The organism is Planococcus koreensis, assembly GCF_004761975.1.
GTDB classification, from domain to species: Bacteria; Bacillota; Bacilli; order Bacillales_A; family Planococcaceae; genus Planococcus; species Planococcus koreensis.
In genome coordinates, this window is record NZ_RQII01000003.1 from 12,170 (window position 1) to 27,776 (window position 15,607).

17 protein-coding genes are annotated in these 15,607 nt (G+C 47.4%); all 17 read left to right on the forward strand.

Annotation, left to right across the window (positions count from 1 at the left end):
- Positions 1-83: 83 nt before the first annotated feature.
- The 17 genes from EGV91_RS00330 to atpD all read left to right on the forward strand — a co-directional run bounded on the left by EGV91_RS00330 (position 84) and on the right by atpD (position 15,600).
- Positions 84-1,076: an L-threonylcarbamoyladenylate synthase gene (locus EGV91_RS00330; RefSeq protein ID WP_135500182.1), complete on the forward strand. Its 993-nt coding sequence runs from the start codon at positions 84-86 to the stop codon at positions 1,074-1,076.
- A 21-nt stretch (positions 1,077-1,097) separates the two neighbouring features.
- Entirely contained in the window at positions 1,098-1,532 is a 435-nt protein-coding gene (locus EGV91_RS00335) for a low molecular weight protein arginine phosphatase (RefSeq protein ID WP_338325005.1), read from the forward strand.
- A 174-nt stretch (positions 1,533-1,706) separates the two neighbouring features.
- Positions 1,707-2,144 carry a ribose 5-phosphate isomerase B gene (gene rpiB, locus EGV91_RS00340; RefSeq protein WP_135500183.1) on the forward strand — a complete coding sequence of 146 codons (438 nt, stop codon included), beginning with the start codon at positions 1,707-1,709 and terminating at the stop codon, positions 2,142-2,144.
- 17 nt (positions 2,145-2,161) lie between these two features.
- Entirely contained in the window at positions 2,162-2,752 is a 591-nt protein-coding gene (locus tag EGV91_RS00345; RefSeq protein ID WP_135500184.1) for a TIGR01440 family protein, read from the forward strand.
- Positions 2,733-3,974 (forward strand): serine hydroxymethyltransferase, encoded by a 1,242-nt coding sequence (glyA, locus tag EGV91_RS00350; protein ID WP_421958233.1) that lies wholly within the window; start codon positions 2,733-2,735, stop codon positions 3,972-3,974. The genes EGV91_RS00345 and glyA overlap by 20 nt, the downstream gene beginning before the upstream one ends.
- 83 nt (positions 3,975-4,057) lie before the next feature.
- Entirely contained in the window at positions 4,058-6,232 is a 2,175-nt protein-coding gene (locus EGV91_RS00355) for a putative bifunctional diguanylate cyclase/phosphodiesterase (protein WP_135500185.1), read from the forward strand.
- Between the two features lie 211 nt (positions 6,233-6,443).
- On the forward strand, positions 6,444-7,073 hold the full coding sequence (upp, locus tag EGV91_RS00360; RefSeq protein ID WP_135500186.1) for a uracil phosphoribosyltransferase: 630 nt from the start codon (positions 6,444-6,446) through the stop codon (positions 7,071-7,073).
- A gap of 149 nt (positions 7,074-7,222) precedes the next feature.
- The gene (wecB, locus tag EGV91_RS00365; protein ID WP_135500187.1) at positions 7,223-8,341 is read left to right on the forward strand and encodes a non-hydrolyzing UDP-N-acetylglucosamine 2-epimerase; all 1,119 of its coding nucleotides are present in this window, start codon (positions 7,223-7,225) and stop codon (positions 8,339-8,341) included.
- A gap of 236 nt (positions 8,342-8,577) precedes the next feature.
- A complete protein-coding gene (locus EGV91_RS00370) occupies positions 8,578-8,799 on the forward strand; it encodes an AtpZ/AtpI family protein (RefSeq protein ID WP_135500188.1) in 222 nt (73 codons plus the stop codon).
- Positions 8,800-8,802: 3 nt separating this feature from the next.
- Positions 8,803-9,174, forward strand: a complete 372-nt coding sequence (locus tag EGV91_RS00375; RefSeq protein ID WP_135500189.1) for an ATP synthase subunit I — start codon at positions 8,803-8,805, stop codon at positions 9,172-9,174.
- A 27-nt stretch (positions 9,175-9,201) separates the two neighbouring features.
- Positions 9,202-9,912: a F0F1 ATP synthase subunit A gene (gene atpB, locus EGV91_RS00380; RefSeq protein ID WP_135500190.1), complete on the forward strand. Its 711-nt coding sequence runs from the start codon at positions 9,202-9,204 to the stop codon at positions 9,910-9,912.
- A gap of 61 nt (positions 9,913-9,973) precedes the next feature.
- Positions 9,974-10,198, forward strand: coding sequence for a F0F1 ATP synthase subunit C (gene atpE, locus EGV91_RS00385; protein WP_135500191.1), 225 nt, complete (start codon positions 9,974-9,976; stop codon positions 10,196-10,198).
- 391 nt (positions 10,199-10,589) lie between these two features.
- A complete protein-coding gene (gene atpF / locus EGV91_RS00390; protein WP_135500192.1) occupies positions 10,590-11,120 on the forward strand; it encodes a F0F1 ATP synthase subunit B in 531 nt (176 codons plus the stop codon).
- Positions 11,117-11,647: a F0F1 ATP synthase subunit delta gene (locus EGV91_RS00395; RefSeq protein ID WP_135500193.1), complete on the forward strand. Its 531-nt coding sequence runs from the start codon at positions 11,117-11,119 to the stop codon at positions 11,645-11,647. The genes atpF and EGV91_RS00395 overlap by 4 nt, the downstream gene beginning before the upstream one ends.
- 28 nt (positions 11,648-11,675) lie before the next feature.
- On the forward strand, positions 11,676-13,184 hold the full coding sequence (atpA, locus tag EGV91_RS00400; RefSeq protein WP_135500194.1) for a F0F1 ATP synthase subunit alpha: 1,509 nt from the start codon (positions 11,676-11,678) through the stop codon (positions 13,182-13,184).
- A gap of 50 nt (positions 13,185-13,234) precedes the next feature.
- Positions 13,235-14,089, forward strand: a complete 855-nt coding sequence (atpG, locus tag EGV91_RS00405; protein WP_135500195.1) for an ATP synthase F1 subunit gamma — start codon at positions 13,235-13,237, stop codon at positions 14,087-14,089.
- Positions 14,090-14,184: 95 nt separating this feature from the next.
- Complete coding sequence (atpD, locus tag EGV91_RS00410) at positions 14,185-15,600, forward strand: F0F1 ATP synthase subunit beta (RefSeq protein WP_135500196.1); 1,416 nt, start codon at positions 14,185-14,187, stop codon at positions 15,598-15,600.
- Positions 15,601-15,607 lie beyond the last annotated feature (7 nt).

A 15,607-nucleotide genomic window follows, 5' to 3' on the forward strand; every position in this document is an offset into this window, starting at 1 on the left:
ACATTTTATCGGCAGATTCACATAACTTATCCACTGTTTGTGGATAGAACGATAGAAAACCTGTTAAAATAGGAGTTGTTAACATGCAAACAGGAACCATACTTGTGGATAAAAATGTGAATAAGGAAGAAACTTACTCACAGGCTGTGGAAATACTGAAAGATGGCGGCATTGTAGCGTTTCCGACAGAAACGGTTTATGGTTTAGGCGCGGATGCCACAAATCCGGATGCTGTCGCAAAAATATTTGAAGCGAAAGGGCGGCCAGCGGACAATCCGCTGATTGTCCATGTCGATTCAAAAAACAGTGCTTTACAATATGCAGAAGAGCTTTCGCCGCTGGATCTTCAATGCATGGACGCTTTTTGGCCGGGTGCATTGACCTTGATTGTCAAAGCAAAACCAGACCAATTTGCGGATAATGTCACTGCCGGGCTTTCTACAGTAGGCATTCGCGTGCCGGACCATCCGGTGGCGCTGAATTTATTGAAACGGCTCCCGTTTCCGCTCGCAGCGCCGAGTGCAAATACGAGCGGCAAACCGAGCCCGACGTTAGCAGAGCACGTCTACCATGACATGAAAGGGAAAATTCCGCTCATTCTGGACGGAGGTGCGACAGCTATCGGGCTGGAATCGACGGTGCTTGATATGACCTCGGAACCGCCAGTGATTCTTCGGCCGGGACGGATTTCGCAGGAACAGATCGAAAACGTGATCGGCAAAGTGAGGCTGTCTTCTGAAATCCAAGGAAACGCACCGAAATCGCCCGGCATGAAGTATATCCATTATGCGCCGGAGGCTCCGGTCTACTTGATCGAAAATGATCCGGCGTTGATTGAAAAAGCGATTCAGCATGTACAGAAAGATGGTAAAAAAGTGGCCATTTTAAGTGAACATGAATTTAAAACGGCTGATTTCCATTTCCCGTTGACTGCGGAAACGCTTTACGCCAGTTTGCGGAAATGTGATTTAATGGATGCCGACATGATCTTGGCGGCAGTATCGGCGAATGTTGAAAAAGGCGACGCCATGATGAATCGGCTTGAAAAAGCGGCCGATCACAAATGGTTCTGCTAACCCAATGACAAGGCGGTGGAGATGATGAAAATTTTCTTTGTTTGTACTGGAAACACGTGCCGCAGCCCGATGGCTCAGGCCTTGCTCGCTGCGAAAGAGTTGCCTGGAGTTGAAGTGCGGTCAGCTGGCATTTTTGCCGGCGAGGCACCGTTATCAAGCCATGCCCGCACCGTGCTCGAAGAAGACGGAATCGCTTTTCAGCATATGTCCAAGCAACTTTTGCCAGGGGATATCCGCTGGTCGTCACTGATTTTGACCATGACTGCTACCCATAAGCAATATTTGGTGCAAAATCATCCGGAAGCAGGCGACAAGATTTTCACGCTGAAGGAATTTGCCGAAGGGCGTCTGGCAGATGTCAGTGACCCTTACGGCGGTTCCTTGGCTACTTATCAACAGACTTACAACGAGTTAAAAGTGCTGATTGATAAACTTGTGGATAAATTAAATGGATAATGAAAGCCGGCCATCTGTGTAAAAGCGGATGGCTTTTTAATTTGGCATGGATCAATCGTGCCCTGCGTGCCGGCTGTGTAGGTTTTTTACTGCAATAATGTTAGAATAATAGAAAAGTGGAAGCAGCTTTTTTTTAGCGATCCGCTCAAATAGAAACAGAAAAGAGGGTTTTTCATGAAAATAGCTATTTCTTCAGACCACGGCGGCAACGTGCTGCGCAAGGACATCATGAATTTACTGGATGAATCAGGTATAGAATACAAGGATTTCGGGCCACAGACAGACGATTCGGTGGATTATCCGGATTATGCTAAACCGGTTGCAGATGCAGTCGCGAGCGGCGAATACGACCGCGGCATCCTGATTTGCGGCACAGGAATCGGCATGTCGATTGCAGCGAATAAAGTCAAAGGCATCCGCGCCGCACTAGTCCATGACGTATTCAGCGCGAAAGCGACGAGAGGGCATAACGATTCCAATATCCTGGCTATGGGCGAACGCGTTGTTGGGCCTGGCCTTGCACGTGAAATCGTCAAAACTTGGCTGGCAGAGGAATTTGAAGGTGGACGCCACCAGAACCGCATAGAGAAAATTTCTAACCTCGAAAACTAATCGAAGGGGTGGGCGATATGCAGACTTTATGGGAATTGCAGCTTGAAGAAGTTCTTAGTGAATTAGAGCAGCAGATCCAGTTCAAGAAAGGCCAGGTATTCGTTATCGGCTGTTCGACATCTGAAGTGGCAGGCCAGCGCATCGGCACTGGCGGAGGTCTTGATATTGCGGAAAGCTTATACAAGCCGCTGGAGAAATTCGCCGCGCGCCATCGCATTTTTCTGGCTTTCCAAGGCTGTGAGCATATTAACCGTGCAATCACAATCGAGCGGCAGGCAGCGGAAAAATACGGTTTGGAGCCCGTGACGGTTATTCCGGTGCCGAAAGCTGGGGGCTCAATGAGCGCATACGCATTCACTGCAATGAATGATCCAGTCGTTGTCGAAGAGATTCAGGCGCATGCTGGAATCGATATCGGACAAACAATGATTGGCATGCATTTAAAAAGAGTAGCCGTTCCACTCCGAACTTCTGTTAAACTAATAGGAGAAGCGATTGTCTCAGCCGCTACAACCCGGCCGAAATTGATCGGCGGGGAGCGTGCGCGCTACAATCGTCAGCTTGTTCACTTACAGGAGGGATTTACAGATGGAGATGGAATTGATTAAAGCGCAAGACCCGGCAGTTTATGAAGCAATGGAAGCAGAAAAGCAGCGTCAGGAAGCGAACATTGAACTGATCGCCTCTGAAAACTTCGTGTCACCAGCAGTAATGGAAGCCCAAGGTTCAGTTTTAACGAACAAATACGCGGAAGGCTATCCGGGCAAACGTTATTACGGTGGCTGTGAATTTGTAGACATTGTAGAAAATATTGCACGCGACCGCTTGAAAGAAATTTTCGGCGCAGAACATGCGAACGTCCAGCCTCATTCAGGATCACAGGCCAATATGGCAGTTTACACGGCGGTTCTGGAAAAAGGCGATACGATTCTCGGCATGAACTTGAACCATGGCGGCCATTTAACACATGGCAGCAAAGTTAATTTCAGCGGAATGCAGTATAATTTCGTGGAATACGGCGTTAACAAAGACACGCAATTAATCGATTACGACGTTGTGCGTGAAGTTGCGCTTGAACACAAGCCGAAAATGATCGTAGCTGGCGCAAGTGCATATTCCCGCCAATTGGATTTCGCTAAATTCCGTGAAATTGCGGATGAAATAGGTGCATACTTGATGGTCGACATGGCGCATATCGCAGGCCTGGTGGCTACGGGTGCACATCCGAACCCAGTGCCGCATGCACATTTCGTCACATCAACTACACATAAGACACTTCGTGGACCGCGCGGCGGCTTGATTCTTTGCAAAGAAGAATTCGCGAAAAAAATCGACAAAACCATCTTCCCTGGCATTCAAGGCGGGCCTTTGATGCATGTAATCGCTGCTAAAGCGGTAGCATTCGGAGAAGCGCAGCAGCCTGAATTCAAGACGTATATCGACCAAGTGGTCAAAAATGCACAAGCATTAGCGGAAGCGCTGATGGCTGAAGGAGTCGATATCGTATCCGGCGGCACAGAAAACCATTTGCTGCTGCTCGATTTGCGGTCATTGAATCTGACAGGAAAAGTGGCTGAGCACGCACTTGACGAAGTCGGCATTACGACAAACAAAAATACAATTCCATTTGATCCTGAAAGCCCATTTGTCACTTCGGGCATCCGTTTAGGAACGCCGGCTGTGACTTCCAGAGGATTCAAAGAACCTGAAATGAAAGAAATCGCTTCTATCATGGCTTCTTTATTGAAAGACCCTGAAAACGAAGCGGTTAAAAAAGAAGCAGCGGAGCGCACAGCGAAGCTGACAGCGAGTTTTCCGTTGTACAAATAAGGGAATACAGCTGCCAAAGGTTTAATTACAGGCAGCTGTTTTTTTGTCTAAAAATACATCCGATGAACATGGAGGACCCGCATATGCAGAACGATAAGAGAAATAAAGAAACGCGCATAATTATCGACTGGCTTCAACGTCTGGGAATAGAGTTCAAGACGGGTTTTATCATCACTAATCCTGAAGCGGAAGATAATCCTATCATTTATGCTAACGAAGCATTTTGTGAGATGAGCGGGTACCCTGTGCACGAAGTGGTCGGGAGAAACGGCAAATTCATGCATGGTTCGAAAACGGATATGGAAATCAGCCGGCAAATACGCGGATGCATCGACACCGGTAAAGCCTGCGTTAAGGAAATCATCAATTACCGCAAAGACGGTATGCCTTTCTGGAACGAAATCACAATCCAGCCGATTACCCTAGATGAAACGGACGTGAAGTTCACGCTGATGTTGCACCGGGACGTCACGGACAGAAAACGTGCGGAAGCGCTCATCAAGCTGCAGCAGGAAACTTATAATGACTTGGAAAAAGGCTATATGCTTAGTGCGCTGCTGCAAAAAGCTTGCACAGTGGTGGAATCGTTCTTCCAGGACGGCGCGAAATGCACTGTCTTATTAGTCGGGGAAGATGGGAAATTCAAATCGGGAGCGGGCAATTCGATGCCTCAGCAATTTCACGATGCAGTCAGCGAGATTAAAGCCGAAGCTACAGTCGGGACTTGCGGCGCTGCTTATTTCCGGAAAGAGACAGTCGTAGTGGAGAATATGCGGACCGATCCGTTATGGTCCGGCCATCAGGAACTAGTGGAGCGCTACGGATTGTTTTCAAGCTGGTCGGTACCGATTTTGGACGCCGCCGGGGACGCCATCGGCACATTTGGAATCTACTTCAAGGAAGAGAACGCACTGGCAGCTGCAGATCGGGAGTTCATTGAACAGTTTGCACCGATTGTGTCGCTGACGATCAAGTATTTCCGCCAACAGGAGGAAATGATGCGCTTGGCATTCTTGGACAAAGAATCGGATTTGCCGAACCGCAATTATTTTATGAATGAAACCCAAACGCTGATGGCAGAAAACAAAGAAGGTTTCGTGGCGTTCGTGTCCACTGACGAGTACGTCAAAGTGGTTGACCAATATGGACATCGGGCGGGCGACGCGCTAATCCGGGAAATCGGCAAGCGGTTCTTGTTGTCGCCATTGCCGATGGATAGTTTGGTGGCGCGTTTCTCAGATTCAACAATTGCCGTTTTCTGCTTGACGCCGCTCGCTAAAGTACCGGATATTCTCTATGTACTGGCGCAATGCGCTGCCGAGCCCGTGAAAGTGCACGATCTGGAATTGTTCCTGACGCTGAAGATGGGCATCGCAATCGTTACTCAAACCCAGCACGATGCCGATGAGCTGATCCGCCATGCGGACAGCGCGCTGTCAAAAGCGAAGCTTAGGGCAGGTGAGTCGATCTGCTATTACGAAAACGAACACGATGAATTCATGATGAGGGATCTGCGGATCGCGAATGAGCTGACAGCCGCCATCAAACGCGAGGAAATCGATGTGCATCTGCAGCCGAAAGTGGAGTTGGACAGCGGCAAAATCACTGGATTTGAAGCGCTTGCCCGCTGGTTCTCCGCGGACCTTGGAACGATATCGCCTGAAGTGTTCATCCCGGTGGCTGAAAAGAGCGGTAAAATTCGTGAGCTGGAACAGCTTGTTATGAAAAAAGTGCTCTGTTGGCTCCAAAAACAGCGGGACCTCGGCATGGAGCTGCGCCAGGTGGCGGTCAATATTTCGACCGATCATTTCTTCCATCACTCGTTCATTCCATACCTTGTGGACATTACGGCCCAATACGATATCGAACCAAGCTGGATCCGGCTGGAAATCACTGAACGCATCGGCTTTGTGGATATCGAGACCGCTTATAAAGTCTTTAACCGCTTGAAAGTTTTCGGCTTTACGAGTTCCATCGATGATTTCGGAACTGGTTATTCATCGCTGAGTTATCTCCAGAAACTGCCCGTACACGAAATCAAAATCGATCGTTCGTTCATATCGAATATGCATGAGCCTGCAACGATGGCGATTGTCCGCACCATCATCCAGCTGGCGGAGAATCTTCATATGCTGGCGGTGGCAGAAGGCATCGAAACGGATGAGCAGCGCAGAATGCTCATCAATCTGGGCTGCCGCGTCGGCCAAGGATATTATTTCTATCGCCCGATGTCGCTTGATGAAGCGAATCTATTGTAAGCCGGAGCATCCATGCTCCGGTTTTTTCGTTTTTTCAGCGGAATCATCGATGGGCGCACCTCCTCGGCAGCAGGGCTGGGAAAGTTTAAGGGGATCATCCGAGCTTGTAGCCGGAAAGAATCTGAAAAATCTCAATGCATTCTGCAGGGCGTCCCGCAAATGAAATTCTGTTATACTAGTTAGGATAAAGTTTGAAAAGGAGCTGTTTGCAGTGGGAAAAGTACATGTATTTGATCATCCGTTAATCCAGCATAAATTGACTTACATCCGTGACAAATCAACGGGCACAAAAGAATTCCGAGAGCTTGTCGATGAAATCGCTACGTTGATGGCCTTTGAAATCACGCGCGATCTTCCATTAGAGGAAATTGAAATCGAGACTCCTGTCCAATTCGCCAAGTCGAATGTATTGTCAGGCAAAAAACTAGGAGTGGTTCCGATTCTCCGCGCCGGCATCGGCATGGTCGATGGAATTTTAAAATTGATTCCAGCAGCAAAAGTGGGGCATATCGGCTTGTACCGTGACCCGGAAACTTTGCAGCCGGTTGAATACTACTTGAAATTGCCATCCGACGTGCAAGAACGTGAATTCATTGTGGTCGATCCGATGCTCGCTACTGGCGGTTCAGCGGTTGAAGCTGTTAATTCATTGAAAAAACGCGGCGCGAAAAAAATCCGTTTCATGTGCATCATCGCTGCTCCAGAAGGTGTGGAAGCATTGCAGAAAGCGCATCCGGATGTTGATATCTACATTGCGGCGCTTGATGAAAAGTTGAATGACCATGGCTATATCGTTCCGGGTCTAGGAGATGCCGGAGACCGTTTATTCGGAACTAAGTAAGCACGAAAAGCACAGGTGGCCGTTTTAGCCCCGACATGCGCTGGAGGGTTTGCTGGCAATGGCGATTTTACCATTATCGGCAAAACCGAAGCGACCTCGAGGGTCTGGCCGCCGGATTCTGGACAATGAAGTGAAAAGGCGGGATAAGCTTGACGAAAAAGTGGAAAGTAATGACGATATTCGGCACTCGGCCGGAAGCCATCAAAATGGCTCCGCTTGTGTTGGAACTTCAGAAGCATCCTGAAACAATCGAGCCGCTAGTGGCTGTCACTGCGCAGCACCGCGAAATGCTTGACCAAGTCCTGGAAACGTTCAAAATTACGCCGGACTTCGATTTGAACATCATGAAAGACCGCCAGACGCTGAGCGGCGTGACAACCCGTGCCCTTGAAGGGTTGGATGGCATCATGAAAGAGGCCAAGCCGGATATCGTGCTTGTCCATGGCGATACCACAACGACTTTTGTCGCCGGGCTTGCGGCATTCTATAACCAGATTGCTGTCGGCCACGTCGAGGCAGGGCTGCGCACGTTCAATAAATACTCGCCGTACCCGGAAGAGATGAACCGCCAGTTGACAGGTGTCCTAGCGGATATCCATTTCGCGCCGACTGAAAAGTCTGCCGAGAATCTGCGTTCTGAAAACAAGAAAGAAGAAACCATATACATCACCGGCAATACAGCCATCGATGCATTGAAAACGACTGTGCGCGATGACTATAGCCATCCGATGCTGGAGAAAATCGGTAGTGACCGGATGATTCTTCTGACAGCCCATCGGCGTGAAAACCTGGGCGAACCGATGCGCAATATGTTCCGGGCCATCAAACGCCTGACAGAAGAACACGACGATATCCAAGTCGTCTACCCGGTTCATTTGAATCCGGCAGTGCGTGAAGTGGCAAACGAAATTCTTGGAGACAACAAGCAGGTTCACTTGATTGAACCGCTTGAAGTGCTGGACTTCCATAACTTTGCAGCGCGCTCGTTCTTTATTTTGACCGATTCGGGCGGCGTCCAGGAAGAAGCACCATCACTCGGCAAGCCGGTTTTGGTGCTGCGCGATACAACGGAACGTCCGGAAGGCATCGATGCAGGAACGCTTAAGCTCGCTGGAACAAATGAAGAAGATATCTATCGCCTTGCGAAAGAATTGCTGACAGACAAGGCAGCTTATGAACGCATGTCGCACGCATCCAATCCATACGGAGACGGAAAAGCATCGATGCGGATCGTCGAAGCTCTGCATGCATATTTCGAAAACAAGTAATATCTAAAAAAGGTTTTGGACATTTGTTTTTAAATTTGTCAACAATATGTCGGCTCTAAATCGCTTGTGATGTTTTTCACTTCATCCAATTGACATGAATTTACCCCTAATGTATGCTTACAAAGGGTATGCATGAGAAGGTTTTCATACATAAAGATGTTGTTCTGGAAGCCTGATGCGACTGCTCTTTTTTAAGGGTTTTATGTCAAATCAAAACGAAACTCGAGGGGTTTATCATGCGCCCAACAAAAAGTCCCTTACAAGCGATGGCACTTTACAGCGCCATCCTCTCACAACTTGTCGGGTCCGTGCTCATCGGTCTGTTCACAGGTATGTGGCTCGATGAACAATTCGGAACCGCCCCGCTATTTCTGATCATTTTCCTGCTTGCGGGATTAGCTCTCGGAGTATGGGCAATGCTTCAGACCGTCCGAAAATTCGAATCAGGAGACCAGTAGAAAATGGATGGACTTAGGGAAATTTATGAACGGCTAAAAAAGATGATGTATTTCATTCTGGCAGCTTTCGTTTTAGGCTGGGGATTGACCCCATACCAGGCGATTTTTGCAGGCCTCATCATAGGATCCCTGTTCGGCATTTATAATATGTGGATTTTGGTTCGCCGGATGGAAAAATTCGACCGGGCGGTGGCAGAAGGCTCGAAGGTTCGTTCGCTTGGAACGGCATTACGGTTTGCATCAGGTGTTGCCGCTGTTGCGATAGCTATTCTTTTCGCAGAGCATATACATTTGGTCAGTACAGTAATTGGATTGATGGTCCCGTATGTTCTGTTATTGGCAGAACGGATCATCTATCACGTGAAACACCATTAAGAAAAGTGAAAGAGAGGTGAAACTATCGTGGATCACGGCGCTCCAACTCGTGAGATATTCGGCTTATGGTTCAACTTGTCGAATGTTTTGATGCTTATTGTTGCCGCTGTTATCGTTTTCCTCATTGCTTTTATTGCTACACGGAATTTGAAACTGAAGCCTACGGGCATGCAGAACTTCATGGAATGGATCATGGATTTCGTCAAGGGCATCATTAAAAGCAATATGGACTGGAAAACTGGCGGCAGGTTCCATGTGCTGGGAATAACGCTAATCATGTTCATCTTCGTTTCGAATATGTTAGGTCTCCCTTTCTCAATCATTGTCAACGGCGATCTTTGGTGGAAATCACCAACAGCTGATCCGATTGTAACAATGACGCTGGCAGCAATGGTTATCATCTTGAGCCATTATTATGGCATCAAGCTGAAAGGGCTGAAAGGGTACGGTGCGGATTACTTCAAACCGATGTCATTCCTTTTCCCGCTTAAGATCATTGAGGAATTCGCAAATACGCTGACACTCGGTCTGCGTCTTTACGGAAACATTTACGCAGGAGAAATTCTTCTTGCACTATTGGCCGGACTCGGCGGAGCAAGTGTATTCGGTTTTGCCGCTGCATTCCTTCCGATGATGGTATGGCAAGGATTCTCGATCTTTATCGGGGCAATCCAAGCATTCATTTTCGTTATGTTAACGATGGTTTATTTATCGCATAAAGTCAGCGAAGACCATTGAGTATAAAACGCTCCTAACAGAGCAAACAAAAAAACAACTATCCTGAGGAGGACACATCACAATGACAGGTTCATTAGGTTTATTAGCAGCAGCAATCGCAGTAGGTTTAGCAGCACTAGGTGCAGGTATCGGTAACGGAATGATCGTTTCAAAAACAGTAGAAGGTATCGCTCGCCAGCCAGAAGCACGCGGCGTTCTTCAAACAACTATGTTCATCGGGGTAGCTTTGGTTGAGGCATTGCCGATCATCGCTGTAGTAATCGCGTTCATCGTAATGAACCAATAGTATTAACGAAAAGCGGAAGCGCCCGTGTAGATTCGGTCGGCTTATGACCCTAGAATCTGGGCGCTGCAGCTGGACATTGAAAAGCGGAATCGGCCGTTCAGCTCCGGCAGACTTAAGATGAACTTCCGAAGCGGCGTTTTTTGCCGCACAGGAAGGGCAGCTTAAGACCGAGGAGTTGGCCGCTGCAGCTGGACAACGAAAAGCGGAAACGCCATTTATGGCGTTTGTGCTCTAGTCAATATCAAGCAGAATGGCGGGAATGCTTCGGCATGTTTTTCGCCATTTATGTTTGTATGACACCATTTGATCTTGAAACAACATCTTTGAAATCAATAGATCTTACTAAATAGAAGAATCCGGATTTTAGGCTCTTGAAGGGAGTGAAACAATCGTGTTTTTTGATCACCTTGTACTTGGTGCAACTGATGGACATGCAGAATTTTTGAATGGTGGAGACATCATCGCAACACTTGTCGTCTTTCTAGTATTGCTGTTCTTGCTGAAAAAATTCGCTTGGGGTCCTTTGATGGGCATCATGCAGCAGCGGGAAGATTTGATCGCCAGCGAAATCGAAACGGCTGAAAACAGCCGCCAAGAATCCGCTAAATTGCTTGAAGAACAACGCAGCTTATTAAAAGAAGCGCGTGTTCAAGCGCAAGAGATCGTAGAAAATGCTAAAAAGCAAGGCGAAGTTTCGCGTCAGGATATTATCACGACTGCGCGTGCTGAATCTGTCCGCATGAAAGAGTCTGCAGTTCAAGAAATTGCAAACGAAAAAGATAAAGCGATGGCAGCAGTACGTGAAGAAGTTGTGGCATTGTCATTGCTTGCAGCATCTAAAGTTCTCAACAAAGAAATTTCTGAAGAAGACAACCGCCAATTGATTAACGAAACGATTGCGAAGGCAGGCGAAGTGCAATGAGCCAAGCTTCAGAACGCTACGCACTAGCATTGTTCGAAATCGCTAAAAAACACGGCGCTTCAGTGGAAGTGGAACTGGATCTTCGCGAAGTGCAAAAAGCTTTCGTGGCAAATCCAGAACTATTGGAACTATTGAGTTCTCCGAAACTGGAAGCAACTGAAAAGAAAAACGTTATTTCAAATCTTTTCGGACAGGCGAATGTATATGTTCTAAACACATTGCAATTGCTTTCTGACCGTAAACGCTTAAATGAAATTTCTCCAATCGTCGACGAATATATCCGTCTGGATAACGCAGACAACGGAATTGAAGACGCGAAAGTCTACTCGGTCAGCCCATTGACTGACGAGCAGCGCGCATCCATCTCTTCTGTATTTGCGAAAAAAATCGGCAAAGAAGCATTGCGAATTGAAAACATCATTGACCCGTCCCTAATCGGCGGGCTGCGTCTTCAAATCGGAAACCGCATTTTCGACAGCTCAGTCAGCGCGAAACTAGAGCGCCTGCAGCGTCAATTGATCGGTTAATCTAAGAAATTAAGAGAGGGTGACATACATGAGCATCAAAGCTGAAGAAATCAGTGTCCTGATTAAACAGCAGATTGAAAATTATCAATCTGAAATGCAAGTTGACGATATTGGTACAGTAATCACAGTCGGTGACGGTATCGCTCGTGTTCATGGCCTCGACAACGTCATGGCTGGAGAACTTGTAGAGTTCTCAACCGGTGTCCTTGGTATGGCGCAAAACTTGGAAGCCAACAATGTTGGTATCATTATCCTTGGCCCATTCGCAGACATTAAAGAAGGCGATGAAGTACGTCGTACTGGCCGCATTATGGAAGTACCGGTAGGATCAGAACTTATCGGACGCGTAGTAAATCCATTAGGTATGCCTGTTGATGGTCTAGGACCGATCAACACAACAAAATCACGTCCAATCGAAAGCCCTGCACAAGGCGTTATGGCCCGTAAATCGGTTCATGAACCGCTTCAAACAGGCATCAAAGCGATTGACGCATTAGTGCCGATCGGCCGTGGACAGCGCGAATTGATCATCGGTGACCGCCAGACAGGTAAAACGTCTGTAGCGATCGATACGATCTTGAACCAAGCTGACCAAGACATGATCTGCATCTATGTTGCAATCGGACAAAAAGAATCTACAGTACGTAACGTAGTTGAAACGTTCCGCAAAAACGGCGCGTTGGATTACACAATCGTAGTAACGGCTTCGGCTTCACAGCCAGCTCCATTATTGTACCTTGCTCCTTACGCAGGTATTACGATGGCTGAAGAATTCATGTTCGATGGCAAACACGTTTTGATCGTTTATGATGATTTGACGAAACAAGCATCTGCTTACCGCGAACTTTCACTATTGCTACGCCGTCCACCAGGCCGGGAAGCTTATCCAGGGGATGTCTTCTACTTGCACTCACGGTTGTTGGAGCGTGCTGCGAAACTGAACGAAACATTGGGTTCAGGATCAATCACTGCCCTTCCATTCGTTGAAACACAAGCTGGCGATATTTCCGCTTATATCCCGACAAACGTAATTTCGATCACTGACGGACAAATTTTCCTTCAGTCAGATCTATTCTTCTCTGGTGTTCGCCCAGCGATCAACGCCGGTCTTTCTGTATCACGTGTTGGTGGTTCAGCTCAGATCAAAGCGATGAAAAAAGTTGCTGGTACTTTGCGTCTTGACTTGGCAGCATACCGTGAATTGGAGTCATTCTCCCAGTTCGGTTCAGACCTTGATGCAGCTACTGCAGCAAAACTTGAGCGCGGTAAACGCACAGTTGAAGTCTTGAAGCAAGATTTGAACAACCCGATCAAAGTTGAAAAACAAGTTGTTATTTTCTATGCATTGACACGCGGATTCCTTGACGATATTCCAGTTCAAGATATCACTCGTTTCGAAGCGGAATTGACAAGCTGGTTGGATTCGAACCACACTGAAGTTTTGGATACGATTCGCACGACTCAAGGATTGCCTTCTGACGACGCATTTGGCGCAGCGATCAACGATTTCAAACGCACATTCGCAAAATCAGAGTAATTTCGACGAGTACGGATACGAACAAAAAATAATAAGGTGGTGAAATACCAGTGGCATCTTTACGCGATATAAAGAACCGAATTACGTCAACCAAGAAAACGAGCCAGATCACCCGCGCTATGCAGATGGTTTCTGCTTCGAAATTGAACCGTGCGGAAATGAACGCAAAAGCGTTCGTTCCTTACATGGAGAAAATTCAGGACGTTGTCGCATCAATCGCAGCTGGCTCAAACGAGACGCATGCAATGATGATGACACGCCCTGTGCAGAAAACGGCTTACCTTGTGATCACATCGGATCGCGGCTTAGTCGGCGGATATAACAGCAACATCCTTCGGACTGTGATGGCAAGAATCAATGAACGCCATACATCCAATGATGAGTTCGTTATCCTAAGCGTTGGCCGTAAAGGTCGGGATTTCTTCGCTAAGCAGGGAATGACGATTTTGGAAAGTGCAATCGCACTTCCGGATCATCCGACTTTTGCAGACATCAAAGAAATCACGCGCAAAGCTGTTGGTATGTTCTCAGACGGTACGTATGACGAAGTTTATATGTACTACAATCACTTCGCCTCTGCAATTCAGCAAGACGTTACTGAAAAGAAAGTTCTGCCTCTTACGGATATCCAAGCGACTGGAGCAACTGCTTCTTACGAGTTCGATCCATCAGCTGAAGCCATCTTAGAAGTGCTTCTTCCGCAATACGCAGAAAGCTTGATTTTTGGTGCTGTCCTTGACGGCAAGGCAAGTGAACACGCTGCGTCCATGACCGCAATGAAGAGCGCAACCGATAACGCGACTGACTTGATCAATGGATTGACACTTTCATACAACCGTGCGCGACAAGCTGCGATCACTCAGGAAATCACTGAAATCGTCGGCGGAGCAGCGGCTTTAGAATAGAAATTAAAAAAGCAACTTTTAGAGCGCTTGGGCCGAACCGTGAGGAAAAGCTCAAGTGCGATATTATGAAAAAAAGTAAGACAGGAGGGAACAGCATGAACACAGGACACGTTCTTCAAGTTATGGGACCGGTTGTAGACATTAAGTTTGCCGATGGCCATCTTCCAGCGATCTACAACGCCCTAACAGTATTAATTAATCGTCCAAACCAACCTCAAGTAAAATTGACGTTGGAAGTAGCTCTTCACCTTGGTGACGACACTGTACGTACTATTGCAATGGAGTCTACTGATGGATTGCAACGCGGTTCAGTAGTAACTGATTTGGGCAGCGCTATCACTGTTCCAGTCGGAGATGTAACATTAGGCCGTGTATTCAACGTACTTGGCGAAGTTATCGATTTAGGCGAAGAAATTCCGGCTACAGAAATGCGTAACCCGATTCACCGTTCAGCGCCGACTTTCGAACATCTTTCCACTGAAATCGAAATCCTTGAAACTGGTATCAAAGTAGTTGACTTGCTTGCCCCTTACATCAAAGGCGGTAAAATCGGTCTCTTCGGTGGTGCTGGTGTAGGTAAAACAGTTCTAATCCAGGAATTGATCAACAACATCGCTCAAGAGCACGGCGGACTTTCAGTATTCGCTGGTGTTGGTGAGCGTACGCGCGAAGGAAATGACTTATTCCACGAGATGAGCGAATCCGGCGTTATCAAGAAAACAGCAATGGTCTTCGGCCAGATGAACGAGCCGCCTGGCGCACGTATGCGTGTAGCTTTAAGTGGTTTGACTATGGCAGAATATTTCCGTGACGAGCAGGGCGCTGACGTTCTTCTCTTCATCGATAACATTTTCCGTTTCACACAAGCAGGTTCTGAGGTTTCAGCCCTTCTAGGCCGTATGCCATCAGCGGTTGGTTACCAGCCGACACTTGCTACAGAAATGGGTCAATTGCAAGAGCGTATCACAACAACTAGCACAGGTTCAGTAACATCGATCCAAGCGATCTATGTACCAGCCGATGACTATACGGATCCAGCTCCTGCAACAACTTTCGCTCACTTGGATGCAACTACAAACCTTGAGCGTAAACTTTCTGAAATGGGTATCTACCCTGCCGTGGATCCTTTGGCTTCGACTTCTCGCGCATTGTCGCCTGAAATCGTTGGTGAAGAGCATTACGGAGTTTCCCGTGAAGTTCAAGAAACGCTTCAGCGTTACCGTGAACTTCAAGATATCATTGCAATCCTAGGTATGGATGAGTTGAGCGACGAAGATAAGCTAACGGTTAACCGTGCGCGCCGCGTTCAAAACTTCCTATCTCAGAACTTCCACGTTGCTGAGCAGTTTACGGGCCAAAAAGGTTCGTACGTTCCAGTACAGGAAACGATCAAAGGATTCAGAGAAATTCTTGACGGCAAATACGATCACTTGCCTGAAGACGCATTCCGTTTGGTAGGGCGTATTGAAGAAGTAATCGAAAAAGCCAAAGGCATGGGCGTACAAGTCTAAAACCAGG

Excerpts from the sequence above, each read along its gene's own strand:
- EGV91_RS00330 (WP_135500182.1), top strand. The coding sequence starts at position 84 with ATGCAAACAGGAACCATACTTGTGGATAAAAATGTGAATAAGGAAGAA.
- EGV91_RS00335 (WP_338325005.1), top strand. The coding sequence starts at position 1,098 with ATGATGAAAATTTTCTTTGTTTGTACTGGAAACACGTGCCGCAGCCCG.
- rpiB (WP_135500183.1), top strand. The coding sequence starts at position 1,707 with ATGAAAATAGCTATTTCTTCAGACCACGGCGGCAACGTGCTGCGCAAG.
- EGV91_RS00345 (WP_135500184.1), top strand. The coding sequence starts at position 2,162 with ATGCAGACTTTATGGGAATTGCAGCTTGAAGAAGTTCTTAGTGAATTA.
- glyA (WP_421958233.1), top strand. The coding sequence starts at position 2,733 with ATGGAGATGGAATTGATTAAAGCGCAAGACCCGGCAGTTTATGAAGCA.
- EGV91_RS00355 (WP_135500185.1), top strand. The coding sequence starts at position 4,058 with ATGCAGAACGATAAGAGAAATAAAGAAACGCGCATAATTATCGACTGG.
- EGV91_RS00370 (WP_135500188.1), top strand. The coding sequence starts at position 8,578 with ATGCGCCCAACAAAAAGTCCCTTACAAGCGATGGCACTTTACAGCGCC.
- EGV91_RS00375 (WP_135500189.1), top strand. The coding sequence starts at position 8,803 with ATGGATGGACTTAGGGAAATTTATGAACGGCTAAAAAAGATGATGTAT.
- atpE (WP_135500191.1), top strand. The coding sequence starts at position 9,974 with ATGACAGGTTCATTAGGTTTATTAGCAGCAGCAATCGCAGTAGGTTTA.
- EGV91_RS00395 (WP_135500193.1), top strand. The coding sequence starts at position 11,117 with ATGAGCCAAGCTTCAGAACGCTACGCACTAGCATTGTTCGAAATCGCT.
- atpA (WP_135500194.1), top strand. The coding sequence starts at position 11,676 with ATGAGCATCAAAGCTGAAGAAATCAGTGTCCTGATTAAACAGCAGATT.
- atpD (WP_135500196.1), top strand. The coding sequence starts at position 14,185 with ATGAACACAGGACACGTTCTTCAAGTTATGGGACCGGTTGTAGACATT.